Source organism: Actinosynnema sp. NPDC004786, from assembly GCF_053601135.1.
The window spans coordinates 1-20,136 of sequence record NZ_JBSGBG010000049.1 but is presented as its reverse complement, the minus strand read 5'-3'; the positions used below and the strand labels follow the sequence as shown (position 1 = coordinate 20,136).

Below are 20,136 nucleotides of genomic sequence, written 5' to 3'. Positions count from 1 at the left end.
GGTGTGCTCGTGCACGGCGTGGAGGCGGCGGTCGCGTCCGCCGGCACGGGCTTCGCGGCGGACGCGCGGTCGTGCGGGCGGCGGGTTTCGCGGTGCACCCGTCGCCGGGCTCGCGGTCGCGGGGACGGCCGGGTCCTGGTCGGCCGGGTCGCGGCCGTGCGCGGCATGGCCGTGCCGTACCGCCGCCCCCGGTCACCGAGGGGCGGCGGTACGGCACGGCGTGCCGCTCACGGTCGCGTGGTGACGGTCAGAGCCGGCCGAGCAGGTCGCGCAGCAGCCCGGCCGTCTCGCCGGGCGTCCTGCCGACCAGCACGCCCGCCGCTTCCAACGCCTCCTTCTTGGCCCGCGCCGTCCCCGTCGACCCGGAGACGATCGCGCCCGCGTGCCCCATGGTCCGGCCCTCGGGCGCGGTGAAGCCGGCCACGTACGCCACGACCGGTTTGGTGACGTGCGCGCGGATGTGGTCGGCCGCGCGCTCCTCCGCGTCGCCGCCGATCTCGCCGATCATCACGATCACCCCCGTCCCGGGGTCGGCCTCGAACGCGGCCAGCGCGTCGATGTGCGTAGTGCCGACCACGGGGTCGCCGCCGATGCCGACGGCGGTGCTGAACCCGATGTCCCGCAGCTCGTGCATGAGCTGGTAGGTCAGCGTCCCCGACTTCGACACCAGGCCGATCGGGCCGGGTCCGCAGATGTCGTCGGGGATGATGCCCGCGTTCGACCGGCCGGGGCTGATCACGCCGGGGCAGTTCGGCCCGATGATCCGGGTCCGGCCGCCCGACGCCGCCGCGTGCGCCAGGAACGCGACCGTGTCGTGCACCGGCACGCCCTCGGTGATGACGACCGCCAGGCCGATCCCGGCGTCGACGGCCTCGACCACCGCGTCCTTGGTGAACGCGGGCGGCACGAAGACGACGGTCACGTCCGCGCCCGTGGCGGCGACGGCGTCGGCCGCGGTGCCGAACACGGGCAGCACGTGGCCGTCGAAGTCGACCACCTCCCCGGCCTTGCGCGGGTTCACGCCGCCGACGACCCGGGTGCCCGCCCGGAGCATCCGCCTGGTGTGCTTCGCGCCCTCCGCCCCGGTCATGCCCTGGACGATCACGCGACTGCCCGACGTGAGGAAGACGGCCACGTCACACCCCCGTCGCGGCGAGCCGGGCGGCCCGGTCGGCCGCTTCCTCCATGGTGGCCACCACGGTCACCGAGGGGTGCGCGGCCTCGGCGAGGATGCGCCTGCCCTCCTCGCCGTTGTTGCCGTCCAACCGCACCACCAGCGGCTTGGTGTCGCCGAGCAGCCCCAGCGCGGTCACGATCCCGTCGGCCACGGCGTCGCACGCGGTGATGCCGCCGAAGACGTTGACGAGCACCGACCGCACATCCGGGTCGCCCGCCACGACGTCCAGCGCGTCGGCCATCACCCGCGCCGAGGCGCCGCCGCCGAGGTCGAGGAAGTTCGCGGGCCGCACGCCGCCGTGCCGCCCGCCCGCCAGCGCGACCACGTCCACAGTGGACATGACGAGCCCGGCGCCGTTGCCGATCACGCCGACCTGGCCGTCCAGCTTCACGTAGTTGAGGCCGCGGGCGCGGGCCGCCGCCTCCAGCGGGTCCTCGGCGGCGACGTCCGCCAGGGCGGCGCGGCCGGGGTGCCGGAACGCCGCGTTCCCGTCGAGGGTGACCTTGCCGTCCAGCGCGAGCACCTCGCCGGAGGCGGTGAGCGCCAACGGGTTCACCTCGACCAGCGTCGCGTCCTCGGCGACGAACGCCTCCCACAGCCGCACGACGACGTCCGCGACGCGGTCCGCGACCGAGGGCGGGAAGTTGGCCGCCGTGACGATCTCGTGCGCGGTCGCCAGGTCCACCGCGGTGACGGGCACGCGGGCCAGCGCGTGCGGTCTGGTGGCGGCCACCTCCTCGACGTCCACGCCGCCCTCGACCGACGCCATGGCGAGGAATGTCCGGTTTGTCCGGTCAAGGAGGGAGGAGGCGTAGTACTCGGCGGCGATGTCGGTGGCCTCGACCACCAGCACCTCGCGCACGGTGTGGCCCTTGATGTCCATGCCGAGCACGGCGGCGGCGACCTCCCGCGCCTCGTCCGGGGTGCGGGCGGGGCGGACCCCGCCCGCCTTGCCGCGGCCGCCGGTCTTCACCTGCGCCTTCACCACGACCGTCCCGTCGAGCGTCGCCGCCGCGGCCGCCGCCTCGTCCGGTGTCGCGGCGAGCAGGCCGCGGGGCACCGGGACGGCGTGCGCCGCGAACAGGTCCCTGGCTTGGTGTTCGTGCAGATCCACGGCAGGAAGTCCTCTCCGTGCGGTGGGGGCCGATGGCGGGCGAGGTGACTTCCCGTGACGCCGGCTCTGGACATCGGCCCGAACAAGGCGTCACTATATGGCTACCCCATACGGTATGCAATCTACAACGGACGGCTTCCCGGCCCCCACGTCCCCCGGCCGGGCGGGTCCGACCGCGATCGAAGGAGTTGACCAGCACATGGCGCGGACAGCGACCGAGGCCACGGGCGACGGCACGGGAGCCGCGGGCGATCCCGACGCGGGTCCGGAACTGATCTCCGGCGGGCACCTGGTGGCCAAGGCCCTCAAGGCGGAGGGCATCGACACGATCTTCACCCTGTGCGGCGGGCACATCATCGACATCTACGACGGGTGCGTGGACGAGGGCATCGCGGTGGTGGACGTGCGGCACGAGCAGGTGGCCGCGCACGCCGCGGACGCCTACGCCCGCGTCACCGGCAAGCCGGGCTGCGCCGTGGTGACGGCGGGACCGGGCACGACCGACGCCGTCACCGGGGTGGCCAACGCGTTCCGCGCGGAGAGCCCGATGCTGCTGATCGGCGGCCAGGGCGCGTTGAGCCAGCACAAGATGGGCTCACTGCAGGACCTGCCGCACGTCGACATGATGACCCCGATCACCAAGTTCGCCGCCACCGTGCCGTCGACCGCGCGCGTCGCCGACCTGGTGTCCATGGCGTTCCGCGAGGCGTTCCACGGCGCGCCCGGCCCGTCGTTCCTGGAGATCCCGCGCGACGTGCTGGACGCGTCGGTGCCGGTGCACCAGGCGCGGATCCCGGAGGCCGGCCGCTACCGGGCGTCCACCCGGGCCGCGGGCGACCCGGCGGCGGTGGAGCGGCTGGCCGACCTGCTGGTGCACGCGCGCAAGCCGGTCGTGCTGTTCGGCAGCCAGGTCTGGACCACGCGGGCGACCGACTCGGCGGTGGACCTGGTGCGGGCGCTGAACATCCCCGCCTACATGAACGGCGCGGGCCGCGGCACGCTGCCGCCCGGCGACCCCCACCACTTCCAGCTCTCCCGCCGCTACGCGTTCGACAACGCCGACGTGATCGTCATCGTCGGCACCCCGTTCGACTTCCGGATGGGCTACGGCCGCCGGCTGTCGGCCCGGGCGACCGTGGTGCAGGTCGACCTCGACTACCGCACCGTCGGCAAGAACCGCGACATCGACCTCGGCATCGTCGGCGACGCGGACCTGGTGCTGGCCGCCGTGACGCAGGCGGCGTCCGGGCGCGCGGACACCGGCGCGGTGGCGCGCAAACCGTGGCTGGAGGAGCTGGCCGCGGTGGAGGAGAAGGCGCGCGAGAAGCGGTTGCCGCAGCTGCTCTCCGACGCCACCCCGATCCACCCGTACCGGCTGGTGCACGAGATCAACGAGTTCCTCACCGAGGACTCGATCTACATCGGCGACGGCGGCGACATCGTCACCTTCTCCGGCCAGGTGGTGCAGCCGAAGTCGCCCGGCCACTGGATGGACCCCGGGCCGCTGGGCACGCTCGGCGTCGGCGTGCCGTTCGTGCTCGCCACCAAGCTCGCCCGGCCCGACAAGGAGGTCGTGGCGCTGTTCGGCGACGGCGCGTTCAGCCTCACCGGCTGGGACTTCGAGACGCTGGTGCGCTACGACCTGCCGTTCGTCGGCATCGTCGGCAACAACTCGTCGATGAACCAGATCCGCTACGGCCAGGCGCAGAAGTACGGCGTGGCGCGGGAACGGGTCGGCAACACCCTCGGCGACGTCCGCTACGACGAGTTCGCCCGCATGCTCGGCGGCCACGGCGAGGAGGTGCGCGACCCGAAGGACATCGCCCCCGCGCTGCGGCGCGCCCGCGAGTCCGGGCTGCCGTCGCTGATCAACGTCTGGATCGACCCCGACGCGTACGCGCCGGGAACCGTGAATCAGACCATGTACAAGTAGAGGAGCGGTGCGATGGGCAAGGCTCTCGAGGGCGTGCGGGTGTTGGACCTGACGCACGTCCAGTCCGGACCGTCCGCGACGCAGATCCTCGCGTGGCTGGGCGCCGACGTGATCAAGGTGGAGGCGCCGGGCCGCGGCGACATCACCCGCGGCCAGCTGCGCGACCTGCCCGGTGTGGACAGCCTCTACTTCACGATGCTGAACGCGAACAAGCGCAGCGTCACGCTGAACCTGAAGAGCGCCGAGGGCAAGGCCGTGTTCGGCCAACTCGTCACGACCGCCGACGTGCTGGTGGAGAACTTCGGGCCGGGCGTGGTCGACCGGTTCGGGTTCACCTGGGACCGGCTGCGGCAGCTCAACCCCGGCCTGGTGTACGCGTCGATCAAGGGCTTCGGGCCGGGCCGCTACGCCGACTTCAAGGCGTACGAGGTCATCGCGCAGGCGATGGGCGGCTCGATGAGCACCACCGGCTTCGAGGACGGGCCGCCGCTCGCCACCGGCGCCCAGATCGGCGACTCCGGCACCGGGATCCACCTCGTCGCGGGCATCCTCGCGGCGCTCTACCAGCGCACGTCCACCGGCCGCGGCCAGCGCGTGCAGGTCGCCATGCAGGACGCCGTGCTCAACCTGTGCCGGGTGAAGCTGCGCGACCAGCAGCGGCTCGCGCACGGCCCGCTCGGCGAGTACCCGAACGAGGCGTTCGGCGACGAGGTGCCCCGGTCGGGCAACGCCTCCGGCGGCGGGCAGCCCGGCTGGGCGGTGCGCTGCGCGCCCGGCGGTCCCAACGACTACCTCTACGTGATCATCCAGCCGGTCGGCTGGCGGCCGATCACCGAGCTGATCGGCAGGCCCGAGCTGGCCGACGACCCCGCGTGGGCCACCCCGGAGGCCCGGTTGGACAAGCTCGACAAGGCGTTCGCCCTGATCGAGGAGTGGACCGAGCGGCACACCAAGTGGGAGGTCATGGACGCGCTCAACGCCCGTGACGTGCCGTGCGGCCCGATCCTGTCCACCCGCGAGCTGATCGAGGACGAGACGCTCGCCGAACTGGGCGTCGTGGTCGAGGTCGAGCACCCCGAGCGCGGCTCCTACAAGACCGTCGGCAGCCCGCTGAAGCTGTCCGACTCGCCGGTCGACGTCCAGCGGTCCCCGCTGCTGGGCGAGCACAACGACGAGGTGCTGGCCGAACTCGGCTACCTGCCGGGGCAGCTCCGGGACCTCAGGGCCCTCGGCGCCATCTGACCACCGCGAACCGCAAGGAGACGTCATGCCGGACTACGACCGGGCAGCGGTCGAACGGATCATCGCGGCGGTCACCGCCGAGGGGCGCGCCTCGCTGACCGCCCCGGAGGGCAGGGAAATCTGCGAGGCGTACGGGATCGCGACCCCGGCCGAAGGGCTGGCCGCGTCCCGGGACGAGGCGGTCGCGCTCGCCGGGCGGCTCGGCCCGCCCGTCGTGCTCAAGATCGTCTCACCGGACATCCTGCACAAGACCGAGGCCGGCGGCGTGCTCGTCGGCCTGCGCACCGACCGCGAGGTCGCGGAGGGCTTCGACACCGTCGTCGCCAACGCCGTCGCCCACAACGCCGAGGCCGACATCGTCGGCGTGCAGGTGCAGCGGCTGATGCCCGCCGGCCAGGAGGTGATCATCGGCGCGACCACCGACCGCACGTTCGGCAAGGTCGTCGCCTTCGGCCTGGGCGGCGTCCTGGTCGAGGTGCTCAAGGACGTCACCTTCCGCCTCGCGCCGACCACCGCCGAGGAGGCCGCGTCCATGGTGGACGGCATCGCCGCGGCCGAGGTCCTGCGCGGCGTGCGCGGCGCGCCGCCCATCGACCGGGACGCGCTCGCCGACCTGATCCGGCGGGTCGGCGACCTCGTCACCGACTTCCCGCAGCTGGCCGAGGTCGACCTCAACCCCGTGCTGGCCACCCCGGACGGCGCGACCGCCGTCGACGTGCGGATCCTGGTCGACCCGGCCGCCGCGCCCGAGCCCGCCCGGTTCACCCGCGAGGAGATCCTCGCCGCCATGGACCGGATCATGAAACCGGCCGCGGTGGCGGTGATCGGCGCGTCCAACGAGCCCGGCAAGATCGGCAACTCGGTGATGCGCAACCTGGTGAACGGCGGCTACCGGGGCGAGATCCACCCGATCAACCCCAAAGCGGACGAAATATTCGACCGCAAGGCGTTCCGGAGCATCGGCGACGTGCCCGGCGAGGTGGACGTGGCGATCTTCGCCATCCCGGCGAAGCACGTGCCGGCCGCGCTGGCGGAAGCCGGCGCGAAAGGCGTGGCGGGCGCGATCCTCATCCCGTCCGGCTTCGCCGAGACCGGCGACCACGAGCTGCAGGACGAGGTCGTGGCCATCGCCCGCAAGCACGGCGTGCGCATCCTCGGCCCGAACATCTACGGCTACTACTACACACCGGAAAACCTCTCGGCGACCTTCTGCACCCCGTACGACGTGCGCGGCGGGGTCGCCCTGTCCTCGCAGAGCGGCGGCATCGGCATGGCCATCCTCGGGTTCAGCCGCTCCGCCCACATGGGTGTGTCCGCCATCGTCGGCGTCGGCAACAAGGCCGACATCGACGAGGACGACCTGCTCACGTTCTTCGAGCAGGACGACAACACCCAGCTCATCGCCATGCACCTGGAAGACCTCAAGGACGGCCGTGCGTTCGCCGAGACCGCCAAGCGGGTCTCCGCGAGCAAACCCGTCGTCGTCCTCAAAGCCGGACGCACCGCCCAGGGCGCGAAAGCCGCCGGCTCCCACACCGGCGCGCTGGCCGGCGACGACAAGGTCTACGACGACGTCCTGCGGCAGAGCGGCGTCATCCGCGCACCCGGCCTCAACGACATGCTGGAGTACGCGCGCGGCGTGCCCCTGCTGCCCACCCCCCGGGGCGAGAACGTCGTCATCATCACCGGCGCGGGCGGCTCGGGCGTGCTGCTGTCCGACGCCTGCGTCGACCACGGCCTCACCCTCATGCGCATACCGCCCGACCTCGACGCCGCGTTCCGCGAGCACATCCCCCCGTTCGGCGCGGCGGGCAACCCCGTCGACATCACCGGCGGCGAACCACCCTCCACCTACCGCGCCACCATCGCGCTCGGCCTCGAGGACGAACGCGTGCACGCCCTGGTCCTCGGCTACTGGCACACCATCGTCACCCCGCCGATGGTGTTCGCGGAACTGGTCGTCGAGGTCGTCCGGCACTACCGGGACCGGGGCATCCACAAACCCGTCGTCGCCTCCCTCGCCGGCGACGTGGAGGTCGAACGGGCGAGCGAGCACCTGTACCGGCACGGCATCGTCGCCTACCCGTACACCACGGAGAAGCCGGTCGCCGTGCTGGGCGCCAAGTACCGCTGGGCCCGCTCCGCCGGGCGGCTGTGAGCGGGCGGCACGGAAGGGAAGGACGCCTCAGCAAGCACCAACCCACCGGGAGGTCCGTTGTGGATACACCCAACTCACCCGCCGAACCGCGGTCCGGCGCGGACGTGACCGCGCCACCGCCCGAGGACCGCGTCTGGCGGGCGGGGCGGCTGGAAGCGATGCCCATCAGGAAACTGCCCGACGCCCCGCCGTCCATCCACCTCCTGGGCCCGACGGTCTTCCTCGTCGCGCTCGGCGTGGGCATGGGCGAGTCCTACATGTGGCCGCGGCTCGTGCTGCTGTTCGGCCCCGAGATCCGCTGGCTGTTCCTCATCGGCGTGACGCTCCAGGCCGTCGTCATGCTGGAGATGGCCCGCTACGCCATGGCCACCGGCGAGAGCATCTTCTTCGGCGCGGCCCGCGTGTTCAAACCGATCATGTGGTTCTTCTTCACCGTCGCGATCCTCGTCTACATCTGGCCCGGCCACCTCTCCGCGGGCGCCGCCGCGCTCGAAGAGCTGACCGGCATCCCGTGGACGGTGTCGGCCTGCGTCGGCCTCGTCCTCGTCGGCGTCGTGTTCAGCCTGGCCAAGGTGATCTACAACCTGCTGGAGAACGTGCTGTCCCTGCTCATCGGGCTGCTCGTCGTCGGCACGGCCGTGGTCGCCGCGATGGTCGGCACCTGGTCCGACGTCGTGTCCACCGTCACCGGCATGTTCCACTTCGGCTACCTGCCGCCCGAAGCGCTCAGCGCCGCCTGGTTCCCGATCGTCGTCGGCTCCATCGCGTTCGCCGGCCCGTCCGGCATGCAGCAGATGTGGTACACGCTGCACTTACGCGACAGCGGCGCCGGCATGGGCGCCCACATCCCCCGCATCCGCGGCCTGCGGCACGCCGGGGAAGAGGAGGCCATGCCGTCCCGCGGGTTCATGTTCGACACCGACGACCAGGACGAGATGCGCAAGTGGCGCGGCTGGCGGCGGTGGGTCACCTTCGACGCGCTGCTGCTGTTCTGGGGCGTCACGATGCTCGTCACCGTGTCGTTCACCGTGCTGGCGCAGGCCGCCTCCCGCACCAGCCCCGACGTGACGGCGCTGCTGCGGGAGGGGGAGCGGGAAGCCGCGCTCAACGCCATGTCCGACTCGTTCGCCGCGGCGGGCGGACCCGTCCTCGGCGGCGCGTTCCTCGGCTTCATCGCGCTCATCGGCCTCAACGCCACCCTCGGCCTGTTCGACTCGTTCTCCCGCGGCCAGGCCGACATGACCTACCACTTCGTGCCCGGCGCCAAGCGGTTCCGCATGTCCCACCTCTACGCCGGGTTCCTCTGGGGCGTCATCGCGTTCGGCATCGTCATCCTGCTGTTCGGCCCCGCCGACGGCCCCGGCGCGATCCTCGACGTCCTCGCGTTCCTGTCCACCTTCGCCATGGGCGCCTACTGCGTCGTCCTGCTCCTGGTGAACAACCGCATGCTGCCCAAACCCATCCGACCCCGGCTCGTCACCAACCTCGTCATCGGCTTCGGCGCCGTGTTCTACCTCGGCATGCTGCTCTACAGCCTGCTCAGGTTCGGCGTGGTGGTGGGCTGATGCGCGACCGACTGGAGTTGGCCGTGCCCGGCGCGGTCGTCGGGGCCACCGGCGGCCTCATCGCGGGCGCCCTCTCGGCGCTCGTCGGGCACCCCTACGGCTGGGCGGCCGCCACGGCCCTCGCCATGGCCGTGCCGCTCGGCCTGCTCGGCGCGGGCTACGCGCTCCTCGCGAGCACCGGGCGCGTCCGGCTCGGCGTGTTCGCCCCGGCGGCCCTGTACTGGCTCGCGGGCTTCCCCCTGGCCCGGCTCGTCGCCGAGACCTCCACCGGGCTCCTGCTCGGCGGCGGCCCCACCCCGCCCGACGACGTGCCCGGCTTCCTCGCCTACCAGGGCATCGTCAGCTTCGGGTGGGCCATCGGCTTCCTGTGGCTGCACGAGCGGATCGCACCCCACTGGCTCGACCGGCTGCGCGCCCGCAACCCGCTGGCACAGCGGTGGCACGAGCGCTACGCGGCGCACGCCCGCGTGCTGCGGGACGCGTCCGTCCGGGCGCGCCGCCGGCGTGCGACCGCCACCAAGCGACCGTGACCGAAGGGCGGCACAGATGGTTCTCCCCACCTGGGTGTGGATCGCGACCCTGACCGGGATCGCCCTGGTGATCGCGTTCGACTTCCACCTCGTGGCCCGCAACCCGCGCGACCCGTCCTTCCGGGAATCGCTCGTGGCGGTCACCGCGTACGTCGCGCTCGCCGTGCTGTTCGGGCTCGGCGTCCTCGTCCTCGCGGGTCCCCGGTACGGCGGCGAGTTCTTCGCCGGGTGGATCACCGAGTACTCGCTCAGCGTGGACAACCTGTTCGTGTTCGTGCTGATCATGGGCCGGTTCGCGGTGCCGCGCGAGTACCGGCAGAAGGTGCTCGTCGTCGGCGTCGTGCTGGCGCTGCTGCTGCGCGCGGTGTTCATCGCCCTCGGCGCGGGCGCCATCTCCCGGTTCGACTGGCTGTTCTACGTCTTCGGCGCGTTCCTCGTCTTCACCGCGTGGAAGCTGCTCAGGGAAGGACCAGGCGGCGACGAGGACGAGTTCCGGGAGACCGCGGCGCTGCGCGCGGTGCGCCGTGTCCTGCCCACGTCGTCGCGGTACGACGGGGCGGCGCTCACCACGCGGGTGGACGGCAGGCGGGTCGTCACGCCGATGTTCATCGTGATGATCGCGGTCGGCACCACCGACCTGCTGTTCGCCGTCGACTCCATCCCGGCGATCTTCGGCCTGACCAAGGAGCCCTACCTGGTGCTCACCGCCAACGCGTTCGCGCTGATGGGGCTGCGCCAGCTGTTCTTCCTGGTCGGGGGGATGCTCGACCGGCTCGTCCACCTCGGCAAGGGTCTCGCGGTGATCCTCGCGTTCATCGGGGTGAAGCTCGTCCTCGAAGCGCTGCACCACCACGGCGTGGCCTGGGCGCCGGAGATCCCCATCCTGCTGTCGCTCGGGGTCATCGTGGTGGTGCTGCTGATCACGACCGCGGCGAGCCTGCTCGCGTCGCGCCAGGCCCGGCAGCGCGCCGAGCGGGACGGCACGGGGGCGTGACCCGCGGGCCGGGCGGTGCCGCGGGCTCCGTCCGGCCCGTCGTCGGGTGTTCGCGTGGACCGGTTCGCCGTGGCCGCCGCATCGTGACCGGCTCGTCGTCGGGGTCAGGAGACCGTGCTGGTCTCCTCGCCCCGGCTGCGCCGGTCGTTGGCGTACCGCTCGATGTCGGCGACGGCGTGGTCGGTCCGCCGGCGCTGGGCGTCCATCGCGGCGTCGAGGCCGAGGCCCAGGCGCCGTCCGTCGGCGGAGAACCCGGCGGGGCGGGTCAGGGTGTGCTTGAGCTGTTGCCATCCAGGCATGGGCTTGCCTTCCTCGCTCGTTCTCGGGCGGGGTGCCCGCCCGCGTCGTCGGGGCGGGACTCGCTCGTCCAGTGGACCACCGGCCGGAGGTGCTACATCCAGAATACAGACTATCGTATACAAAAGGCCCGCGAGGTGAGCCCTGTCACGTGGACTCGATCCAGGCGCCCTGAGCTGGACCTCGGCGGATCGGCCGGCGACGTCCACCGGCGGTCCCGGTCACGTCGACCGCGCGGCGTCCAGGTGCTCGCGGTACGCGGCGCGCGTGCGCTCGGTGTGCCGGCTCATCAGCTCGGCCGCCCGCTCCGGCTCCCGCCGCGTGATGGCGTCGATGATCTCCGCGTGCTCGGTCCAGGCGTCCTTGCCGCGGGTCAGCGCGAGCGGGGCGTAGTACCAGCGGACGCGGCGGTCCACCGTCGCGATCATCTCGGACAGCACCGCGTTGCCGGACAGCCGCGTGATGAACGTGTGCAGCGCGGCGTTCGCGGCGACGACCCGTTCCACGTCCTTGGCCTTGAGCGCGGCGACGCCCTCCTGCTGGAGCTTCTTGAGCTGCTTGACGTCGTCCTCGCCGGCGTGCTCGGCGGCGAGCTTCGCGGAGTAGGTCTCCAGCACGTTGCGCACGGCGAGGAGCTGGTCGGCCTCTTCGTCGGTGGGCGTGTGCACGAACGCGCCCTGCGCCGGGCGCAGGTCCACCCACCCCTCGGTCTGCAGCCGTTGCAGCGCCTCGCGCACCGGCTGCCGGCTCACGCCCAGGTGCTCGGCCAGCTCGATCTCGACGAGGTGCTGACCCGGCTTGAGGGTACGGTTGACGATCAGGTCGAGCAGCGCCTCGTAGACCGCCTGGCGCAACGGGGCGGGCCGCTCGACCTTGCGCGTGGCCGCGCCGCTCAGCGACTCGCGGCCGGCGCGACGGGCGCCGCCCGCGCCGATCAGCGGCGTGTTGGACTGGCTCACGGTCGCCTCCTCGGGCACGGGTGGGGATGATGTCTGGAATGCCCGATGCTCAGCATACAGATTTTCGTATGCAAAAAGCAATCTGCCGCGCCCGGTCGTGTCGCCGCACGTCAACCGCGTGCTCGGCCTGACCGTCCCGACCTTTCGGGTTCCTCGCCGTGCCGGCCCGGACGGGCTATCGCCGGCAAGCTTCATACAACATACTGTATGCAATTACTCGGAAGGTGAGGGGACGACATGAAAGTCGCAGTTCTCGGAGCCGGGGCCATCGGCGCCTACGTCGGCGCGGCGCTGCACCGCGCCGGGACGGAGGTGCACCTCGTCGCCCGCGGCGCGCACCTGGACGCCCTGCGCCGCCACGGCGTCCGGGTCCACAGCCCCCGCGGCGACTTCACCGCCGCACCCCACGCCACCGACGACCCGACCGACATCGGCCCGGTCGACTACGTGTTCCTGGGCCTCAAAGCCCACCAATACGCCACCTGCGGCCCGCTCATCACGCCCCTGCTCGGCCCGGACACCGCCATCGTGGCCGCCCAGAACGGCATCCCCTGGTGGTACTTCCACGGCCTCGCCGGCCACCCCCTGGAGAACGCCCGCATCGAAGCCGTCGACCCCGGCGGCCGCGTCAGCGCCGTCCTCGACACCCGCCGCGCCATCGGCTGCGTCGTCTACTGCTCCACCGAGATCGAGGCGCCCGGCGTCGTCCGGCACGTCGAAGGCACCCGCTTCTCCCTCGGCGAACCCGACCGCACCGTCTCCACCCGGTGCCGCGACCTCAGCGACGCCCTCGTCGCGGGCGGCCTCAAAGCCCCCGTCGAACCGGACCTGCGCGACGACATCTGGGTCAAGCTCATGGGCAACGTCGCCTTCAACCCGCTCAGCGCCCTCACCCGCGCCACCATGGCCGAGATCTGCGAGCACCGCGACACCCGCGAACTGGTCGCCCTCATGATGGCCGAGACCGTCGCCGTCGCCCGCGCCGTCGGCTGCGCACCCCGCGTCTCCATCGAGAAGCGCATCGACGGCGCCCGGCGCGTCGGCCACCACAAGACCTCGATGCTCCAGGACCTCGAAGCCGGCAAGGCGCTGGAAACCGACGCGATCATCGGCGCCGTCGTCGAGATCGCCCGGCTCACCGGCGTCGCCGCGCCCACCCTGCGCAGCGTCCACGCCGCCGTCGACCTGCTCGCGCGCCAAGCCCTCACCGCCGCCAGTTGAGAGGACCGACATGACCCCGATCCTCAAGCCGGGCACCTCGTGGCCCGAGCTGTACGACCGGTGCGCGCACGCCGCACCCGAGGCGTTCCACCCCGACCGGCTGCTCAACCACGTCGACGGCCGGTGGCAGCGCCTCGGCACACCCGGCCACGCCACCTCACCCGTGGACGGCTCCGCCATCGCCGCACCACCCCGCCTCGACGCGGCCCAGGCCGCCCACGCCGTCGCCGCCGCCTCCGACCGGCACCGCACGTGGGCCGGCGTGCCGCTGCCCGAGCGCAAAGCCCGCACGCTCGCCGCGCTCGCCGACCTGCGCGCCCACCGCGACCTGCTCGCGTTGCTGCTGGTCTGGGAGATCGGCAAACCCTGGCGGCTCGCCACCGCCGACGTCGACCGGTGCATCGACGGCGTCGAGTGGTACGTCGAGCGGATCGACCCCATGCTCCACGGCCGCACACCCCTGCCCGGCCCGGTCAGCAACATCGCCAGCTGGAACTACCCCATGAGCGTCCTCCTGCACGCCATGCTCGTGCAGTCGCTCGCCGGCAACGCCGTCATCGCCAAGGCCCCCACCGACGGCGGCGTGGCCTGCCTGACGCTGGCCTGCGCCCTCGCCGTCCGCCACGGCCTGCCGCTCACCCTCGTCAGCGGCGGCGGCCGCGAGCTGTCGCCCGTGCTCGTCGGCTCACCCGACCTCGGCTGTGTGTCGTTCGTCGGCGGGCGCGGCGCCGGCGCCGAGATCGTCACCGCGCTCGACCCCACCCGGCGCCACGTGCTCGAACTGGAAGGGCTGAACTGCTGGGGCGTCTGGGAGTTCGGCGACTGGGACGCGCTGCGACCGCAACTGCGCAAGTCGTTCGACTACGGCAAGCAGCGCTGCACCGCCTACCCGCGGTACGTGGTGCAGCGGTCGCTGTTCGACGCGTTCCTCGCGGTGTACCTGGAGGCCGTGCGCGAGGTGACGTTCGGCCACCCGCTCGCCGTGTCCTCACCGGACGACGACCCGCCGGACCTCGACTACGGCCCGCTGATCACCGACGCCAAGGCCAAGGAACTCGCCGACGTCGTGGACGAGGCGATCGCCAAGGGCGGCGTGCCCCTGCACCGCGGCTCGCTCGACGACGGCCGGTTCCTGCCCGACCAGCGGACGTCCGCCTACTTCCCGCCGGTCGCCGTCCTCGCGCCACCCCCGTCCTCCCCGCTGCACCACGCCGAACCGTTCGGCCCCGTCGACACCGTCGTGCTGGTCGACACCGAAGCCGAACTGCTCGCCGCCATGAACGCCGGCAACGGCGCGCTCGTCGCGTCCCTGTCGTGCGACGACGAAGCCACCGCACGACGGCTCGCGCCAGAGGTCAACGCGTTCAAGTTCGGGCACAACCGGGCCCGGTCGCGCGGCGACCGCGCCGAGGTGTTCGGCGGCCGGGGCGCGTCCTGGCGCGGCGCGTTCGTCGGCGGCGAACTGCTCGTGCACGCCGTCACCCAAGGCCCGCCCGGCGAACGCCTCCACGGCAACTTCCCGTCCTACTCCCTCTACCCGCCCACCTGACGCGGAGGCACGGATGCCCGCTGGTGTGAACCGGATCGTCCGCGACGTGGTCGCCCCCGCCGCGCCGGCCGTCGACCGGGACGGCGCCTTCCCCAGGGCCGCGGTCGCGGCGCTCGGCGGACTGCTCGGCACGAGCATGTCCCGCGGCGTCGGCGGGCACGGCCGCGGCCTCGCCGAGGTGGCCGACGTGGTGGAACACGTCGCCGCCGCGTGCGGCAGCACGGCCGTGGTGCTGCGGTCGCACTTCGCCGCCGCGACCGCGGTGGACCGGCTGGGCCGCCGGGCGCTGCGGACCACCGTCGCGGCCGGCGGGCACCTGGGCACGATCGCCGTGTTCTCGCCCGGCGCGCACTTCGCGCTGCCCTCCGGCACGGCCGTGCGGCGGGGCGACGTGGTGGACCTGCGCGACCGCAAGAGCGGCGTCGTCGCGGCGGGGGAGGCCGACAGCCACGTCTGGTCGAGCACACCCCTCGGCGCGCCCGGCACCACCACGCTGTGGTCGGTGCCGGGCAACGCGCCGGGGCTGTTCGTCCCGGTCGACCGGCCGGGCCTCGGACTGCGCGGGGTGGCGGCCAACACGGTGTGGGCGGATCCCGCGCACGTGCCCGTGGACTGCCTGCTGGGCGAGGACGGGCGGTCGTTCGACACCGTCGTCCACCACGTGCTGCCGTGGTGGGTCGTGCTGGGCGCGTCGGCGGCGTTGGGCGTGATGGCGGGGGCGATCGAAGCCGTGGCCCCGCACGTCGGCCCCTCCGACTCGCTGCGCCTCCGCCTGCGCGCCGACGCGGTGCGGGTGCTGCGCGAGGACGCCGTGGCCGCGGTCGACTGGGAACCCGACCGGGCCAGGCGGAAGCTGTGCCACCTGGCCGTGCACACCGCCGAGGCGCTGGTCGTGGTCACGGACCAGGCGCTGGCCCTGGCCGCGGACCTGGGACCGAGCACGAGGGCGACGGTGGAGCGCCGCTTCCGCGAGGCGAGGGCTCTGAACACCATGAGCCCGACCGCCGACCAGTTCACCGACTTCACCGCGCGTGGGGAGCCAGGTGCCTCGGCGGTGGCCCGTCTGGGCGCTTGACCAGCGGTTTCCCCGAGTGTCGGACACTCTCCCACACCACTACCCCGACCTCGGCCCCGAAGATCATCGGACCACTACCGGGTGAACTTCGCAATCGCCATCAACCAAAACGCCGTTATCCACGGCCTCGAACGTCGGTTGAAACGAAGAGGAAACCCGAGCAACCCCGCACGCCTGAGCCGGCCCGACGGCCACCGCACCCCACCACCCGGCAACCACCGAGCCGGCCCGCAACCCCCACAGGGAGGACCACCCGACCAGCGACCCCTGACAGGAGGCCGACCAGTGACCCCCACAGGAGGACCACCCGACCGGCGACCCTCACCACCCACACCGCCAACCATCGGCCGGCAACCCGGTGCCGCCCCGACCGGCCGTCCGCCCCCGCACGAGCCTCGCAGCTGCCCGGTCACACCAGCGAACCTCCGGGCGACCGTGCTCGGCGACCGCCACCGACGAACGCCCACCGTCAGCCAACGCGCTGGGCGACCACGATCAGCGAACGCGTCGGGGTGAGCACCCGCCGTCAGCGGACGGGCCGGGCGACCGCGGTCGGCGAACGCGTTGCGGGCCGGCTCGGTCGGGGCGAACGCCGGGCTCGGTCGGGGCGAACGCCGTCAGCGGACAGGTCGGGCGACCGCGGTCGGCGAACGCGTCGGGCGACCGCGGTCAGTGGACGCCGAGCACCCCGTCCACGCGCCGCGGGATGCCCAGCGGGTTGCCCTCGCGCAGCTCGGCGGGCAGCAGCTCGTCCGGCCAGGACTGGTAGGTAACCGGGGTCACCCACCGCCGGATCGAGGTCGCGCCGACGGACGTGTGCAGCGGGTTCGTCGTGGCCGGCCACGGCCCGCCGTGGTGCATGCCCCACGCCACGGCCACCCCGGTCGGCCAGCCGTTGAAGATCAGCCGACCCACCACCGGCCGCAGCGCCTCCGCCACCCGACCCGCCTGGCCGTGCTCGCTCCCGGCCGCGTGCACGGTGCCGGTGAGCGAACCCGGCAGGCGGCGGAGCACCGGGTCCAGCTCGGCCGGATCGGTGTAGGTCACCACGATCGCCGCCGGGCCGAAGTGCTCCTCGGTGAGTTTCTCCAGGTTGTCCGCGAACGTCGTGAGCGGCACCTGGAAGAGGCGCGGCTCGACGCTCCAGCCCTCGGCGGGGGCGGTGCCCTCGGCGACCAGGTCCACCAGGCCCGACGCCGCCAGCGCGGAGGTGCCCGAGCGGTACGAGTCGCACATGCGCTCGTTCAGCATCGGCCCGCCCGTGGCGGCCTTGACGGCGTCGGCCAGGGCCGGGACCAGGGTGGACGGGGCGAACAGCAGGCCGGGGTTGGTGCAGAACTGGCCCACGCCGAGGGTCAGCGAGCCGACGAACTCCGCGGCGAACCCCTCGGGGCGCGCGGCGGCGGCGTCGGGCAGGACGACGGTCGGGTTGACGCTGCCCAGCTCGCCGTAGAACGGGATCGGGTCGGGGCGGGCGTTGGCCAGGTCGAACAGGGCGCGGCCGCCGGCGGTGGAGCCCGTGAAGCCCACCGCCTTGATCGCCGGGTGCTTCACCAGCGCCACGCCGGCCTCCTGGCCGTGCACGATGCCGAACACCCCCGCCGGCACGACCGACGCCACGATGCGCGCGGTCGCCTGCGACGTGCCGGGGTGCGACGGGTGCGCCTTCACCACCACGGGGCAGCCGGCGGCCAGCGCGGACGCCGTGTCGCCGCCCGCCACGGAGAACGCGAACGGGAAGTTCGAGGCCGAGAACACCCCGACCGTCCCGAGTGGACGGAGCATGCGCCGCAGCACGGGCCGCGGCGGGATGATGTCCGGGTTCGCCGAGTCCAGCGTGGCCTCGACGTAGCTGCCCTCGCGCAGCACCTCGCCGAACAGCCGCAACTGGTTCGTGGTCCGCTTCAGCTCCGTCGTCAGCCGCGGCACGCCCAGCGCCGTCTCCGCGTCCGCGATCTCCACCAACGGCCCGGAAGCGGCGTCCAACGCGTCCGCCACGGCCTCCAGCACCGAGGCCCGCTCGGCCGCCGGCAACGCCGCCCACGCCGGGAACGCCGCCTCACCCGCCCGCGCCACCGCGTCGACCTCGACCGCCGACGTCTCCGGCACGGCCTCGCCGACCGGCTGCCCGGTCCGCGGGTCGTAACCCTGCTCGCTCATCGACCGGCCTCCTTCACCGCGGTGTCGAACTCGGGCGTGCACCACGCGCCACCGAGGTAGGTCATGGCGGGGGAATCGGCGGCCGGCTCGCCGGCGGCGGCCAGCACCTCCTCGGCGAACACCTCCGAGTCGTCCTCCGACTTGTACCCCAACGCCTCCGCCTCGCTCAGCGAGAACCACCGGCGCGTGTTGTCCGAAACGCCCCAGATCACGCGGAACCCGGGCGACGGCGCGGACAGGCACGCCTCGAACAGCCGCGCCCCGTCGTCGGGCGACAGCCACGTCGACAGCATCCGCGCGTCGCGCGGCTTCTCGAAGCACGACCCGATCCGCACCGCGATCACGTCCATCCCGTACCGCGACGCGTACAGGCTGCCCAACGCCTCCAACGCCACCTTGCTCACGCCGTAGTACGTGTCCGGCTGCGGGAACAGGTAGTCGCCCGCCTCGCCCGACGACCGCCGGTAGTACCCGACCGCGTGGTTCGAGCTGGCCAGCACGACCCGGCGGACGCCCGCCCGCCGCGCCGCCTCCAGCACCACGTGCGTGCCGTTGATGTTGACGTCCAGGATCTCCGCCCACGGCCGCTCCAGGCTGTGCCCGCCGAGGTGGATCACCGCGTCGACGCCCGCGCACGCCTCGTCCATCGCGGCCTGGTCGGTGACCGACGCCGTGACCGGCTCCACCCGCTCGCCGTCGGCGGCGGGCGGCAGCGGCGCGATGTCGAGCAGGCGCAGGGTCCGGTCCGGCGCGGCCAGTCGGGTGCGCATGAGCGTGCCGACTATCCCGGCGGCGCCGGTGATCAGGATTCGTGCGGTCACATCGAGCCCTTTCGCGATTGCGGAATCAGCGGCCGAACTGGCGCAGCAGTTCGGTGATCGTGCGCGCGGCGTGCAGCAGCGCCTCGACGACCTGGCGCTCGTGGTCGGGGTCGAGCCTGCCCAGCGGCACCGAGCAGCTCATCGCGTCGAGCACCGGGTTGCGGTAGGGGAGGGCGACGGCGAAGCAGCCCAGGCCGGGCGTGTTCTCCTCGCGCTCGTGGGCGTAGCCGACCGCGCGGAACCCGGCGAGCTGCGCGTGCAGCGCGGGCCGTTCGACGACGGTGTTCGGCGTCAACGGCGTCAGCCGGGCGGGCAGGATCGCGTCGACCTCGGCGGGCGTGCGCGCGGCCAGCAGCGCCTTGCCCAGCGACGTCGAGTGCGCGGGCAGGCGGCGGCCGACGCGGGACACCACGCGCAGGTGGTGCTCGGACTCGCGGCTGGCGAGGTACACCACGTCCGCGCCGTCGAGGCGGGCCAGGTGGACCGTCTCGTTGATCTCCCGCCGCACCTGCTCCATCACCCGGATGGCGACCTGCACCACCGGGTCGTGGTCGAGGTAGGACGTGCCGACGAGCAGGGCGCGCACGCCGATGCCGTAGGTGCCGCGCGTCGGGTCGAGTTCGACCCACCCGCGGGCGACGAGCGTCTGCAGGAGCATGTAGAGGCTCGACTTCGGGTAGCTCAGCTCGCGGTGCAGTTCGGTCAGCGTCAGCGGGCGGTCCGACGCCGACAGCACTTCGAGCAGTTCCACAGTCCGATCGGCCGACTTGACCGCGTTCGGCCGAGCGGGTGACGCGGATCCAGTCACCAAATCCTCCACGGGAAACGTTCCGGCAACACGCACTTGACACGTCGCTGCGCCGATTCTTACAGTCCGCCCAACACGTTCACAAGTACGACCGCACTTCACATATATGAACAGTATGGCTGCGAACAGGAGACGCCGTCCATGACACTCTCCCGCCGGTGCGCCACGGCCGACGCTGTAGTGACCGTTGCGGGCTCCTCCACGCACCCGACCTGGGGGTACCGGCGTCGCGCCGGGGCCGCCCACCGGCCGGACCGCCACCCGACCGCCCCGGCCCGGACGTGCCGCGCGGCGAGGACGGCCCGGCTCCGCGTCCAGTCTCCCGGCGCGCGGCCCGCCGCCGACGCCCACCCCGCCTGCGCCGAACCGGTGAACCCCGCCGCACCGCGGGGGTTGCGCAACACCTGGACTTGGGCACCGCGGTCGCCGAGGGTGGCCCGGTGACATCGGTCGACACCGCCCTGGACGTGGGTGCGACGGCCAGTGGCGGCGGTGCCGTCGCGGCCCACCCCGTGGGGCGACCCCGACGTCGG

The 20,136-nt window shown here is 72.9% G+C and carries 16 protein-coding genes; 9 read left to right on the top strand and 7 right to left on the bottom strand.

Features of this window, described 5'->3' with window-relative positions:
- Window positions 1-247: 247 nt before the first annotated feature.
- Both sucD and sucC read right to left on the bottom strand, forming a co-directional pair.
- Window positions 248-1,135, bottom strand: a complete 888-nt coding sequence (sucD, locus tag ACWEFJ_RS32435; RefSeq protein ID WP_449716075.1) for a succinate--CoA ligase subunit alpha — start codon at window positions 1,133-1,135, stop codon at window positions 248-250.
- 1 nt (window position 1,136) lies between these two features.
- Window positions 1,137-2,291: an ADP-forming succinate--CoA ligase subunit beta gene (sucC, locus tag ACWEFJ_RS32430; protein ID WP_449716074.1), complete on the bottom strand. Its 1,155-nt coding sequence runs from the start codon at window positions 2,289-2,291 to the stop codon at window positions 1,137-1,139.
- Window positions 2,292-2,490: 199 nt separating this feature from the next.
- Between sucC and ACWEFJ_RS32425 the strand changes: the two genes are divergently transcribed.
- The 6 genes from ACWEFJ_RS32425 to ACWEFJ_RS32400 are packed head-to-tail and all read left to right on the top strand — an operon-like array spanning window position 2,491 to window position 10,713.
- The gene (locus tag ACWEFJ_RS32425) at window positions 2,491-4,224 is read left to right on the top strand and encodes a thiamine pyrophosphate-binding protein (RefSeq protein WP_449716073.1); all 1,734 of its coding nucleotides are present in this window, start codon (window positions 2,491-2,493) and stop codon (window positions 4,222-4,224) included.
- 12 nt (window positions 4,225-4,236) lie between these two features.
- A complete protein-coding gene (frc, locus tag ACWEFJ_RS32420; RefSeq protein WP_449716072.1) occupies window positions 4,237-5,466 on the top strand; it encodes a formyl-CoA transferase in 1,230 nt (409 codons plus the stop codon).
- Between the two features lie 25 nt (window positions 5,467-5,491).
- The gene (locus ACWEFJ_RS32415; protein WP_449716071.1) at window positions 5,492-7,624 is read left to right on the top strand and encodes an acetate--CoA ligase family protein; all 2,133 of its coding nucleotides are present in this window, start codon (window positions 5,492-5,494) and stop codon (window positions 7,622-7,624) included.
- 59 nt (window positions 7,625-7,683) lie between these two features.
- Window positions 7,684-9,189 (top strand): Nramp family divalent metal transporter, encoded by a 1,506-nt coding sequence (locus ACWEFJ_RS32410; protein WP_378094680.1) that lies wholly within the window; start codon window positions 7,684-7,686, stop codon window positions 9,187-9,189.
- Window positions 9,189-9,719 carry a hypothetical protein gene (locus ACWEFJ_RS32405; protein ID WP_449716070.1) on the top strand — a complete coding sequence of 177 codons (531 nt, stop codon included), beginning with the start codon at window positions 9,189-9,191 and terminating at the stop codon, window positions 9,717-9,719. The genes ACWEFJ_RS32410 and ACWEFJ_RS32405 overlap by 1 nt, the downstream gene beginning before the upstream one ends.
- Before the next feature lie 16 nt (window positions 9,720-9,735).
- Window positions 9,736-10,713: a TerC family protein gene (locus ACWEFJ_RS32400; protein ID WP_378094684.1), complete on the top strand. Its 978-nt coding sequence runs from the start codon at window positions 9,736-9,738 to the stop codon at window positions 10,711-10,713.
- Between the two features lie 104 nt (window positions 10,714-10,817).
- Here the strand turns inward: ACWEFJ_RS32400 and ACWEFJ_RS32395 are convergent, their stop codons facing one another.
- Window positions 10,818-11,012, bottom strand: a complete 195-nt coding sequence (locus ACWEFJ_RS32395; protein WP_378094686.1) for a hypothetical protein — start codon at window positions 11,010-11,012, stop codon at window positions 10,818-10,820.
- 219 nt (window positions 11,013-11,231) lie between these two features.
- Window positions 11,232-11,969, bottom strand: coding sequence for a GntR family transcriptional regulator (locus ACWEFJ_RS32390; RefSeq protein WP_378094688.1), 738 nt, complete (start codon window positions 11,967-11,969; stop codon window positions 11,232-11,234).
- A gap of 237 nt (window positions 11,970-12,206) precedes the next feature.
- On the opposite strand from ACWEFJ_RS32390, the gene ACWEFJ_RS32385 reads away from it, so the two are divergent.
- Genes ACWEFJ_RS32385 through ACWEFJ_RS32375 form a run of 3 tightly spaced genes read left to right on the top strand, consistent with a single transcriptional unit; the run spans window position 12,207 to window position 15,814 of the window.
- Entirely contained in the window at window positions 12,207-13,190 is a 984-nt protein-coding gene (locus tag ACWEFJ_RS32385; RefSeq protein WP_378094690.1) for a 2-dehydropantoate 2-reductase, read from the top strand.
- A gap of 10 nt (window positions 13,191-13,200) precedes the next feature.
- Window positions 13,201-14,739 (top strand): aldehyde dehydrogenase family protein, encoded by a 1,539-nt coding sequence (locus tag ACWEFJ_RS32380; RefSeq protein ID WP_449716069.1) that lies wholly within the window; start codon window positions 13,201-13,203, stop codon window positions 14,737-14,739.
- Window positions 14,740-14,752: 13 nt separating this feature from the next.
- Window positions 14,753-15,814 carry an acyl-CoA dehydrogenase family protein gene (locus ACWEFJ_RS32375; protein ID WP_449716068.1) on the top strand — a complete coding sequence of 354 codons (1,062 nt, stop codon included), beginning with the start codon at window positions 14,753-14,755 and terminating at the stop codon, window positions 15,812-15,814.
- A 669-nt stretch (window positions 15,815-16,483) separates the two neighbouring features.
- On the opposite strand, the gene ACWEFJ_RS32370 is transcribed toward ACWEFJ_RS32375, so the two are convergent.
- From ACWEFJ_RS32370 to ACWEFJ_RS32360, 3 genes are read right to left on the bottom strand one after another with little or no spacing between them, the layout of a single operon-like run.
- Entirely contained in the window at window positions 16,484-17,974 is a 1,491-nt protein-coding gene (locus tag ACWEFJ_RS32370) for an aldehyde dehydrogenase (NADP(+)) (RefSeq protein WP_449716067.1), read from the bottom strand.
- Entirely contained in the window at window positions 17,971-18,795 is an 825-nt protein-coding gene (locus tag ACWEFJ_RS32365; RefSeq protein ID WP_449716066.1) for an NAD-dependent epimerase/dehydratase family protein, read from the bottom strand. The genes ACWEFJ_RS32370 and ACWEFJ_RS32365 overlap by 4 nt, the downstream gene beginning before the upstream one ends.
- A gap of 25 nt (window positions 18,796-18,820) precedes the next feature.
- Window positions 18,821-19,603: an IclR family transcriptional regulator gene (locus tag ACWEFJ_RS32360; RefSeq protein ID WP_449716065.1), complete on the bottom strand. Its 783-nt coding sequence runs from the start codon at window positions 19,601-19,603 to the stop codon at window positions 18,821-18,823.
- Window positions 19,604-20,136 lie beyond the last annotated feature (533 nt).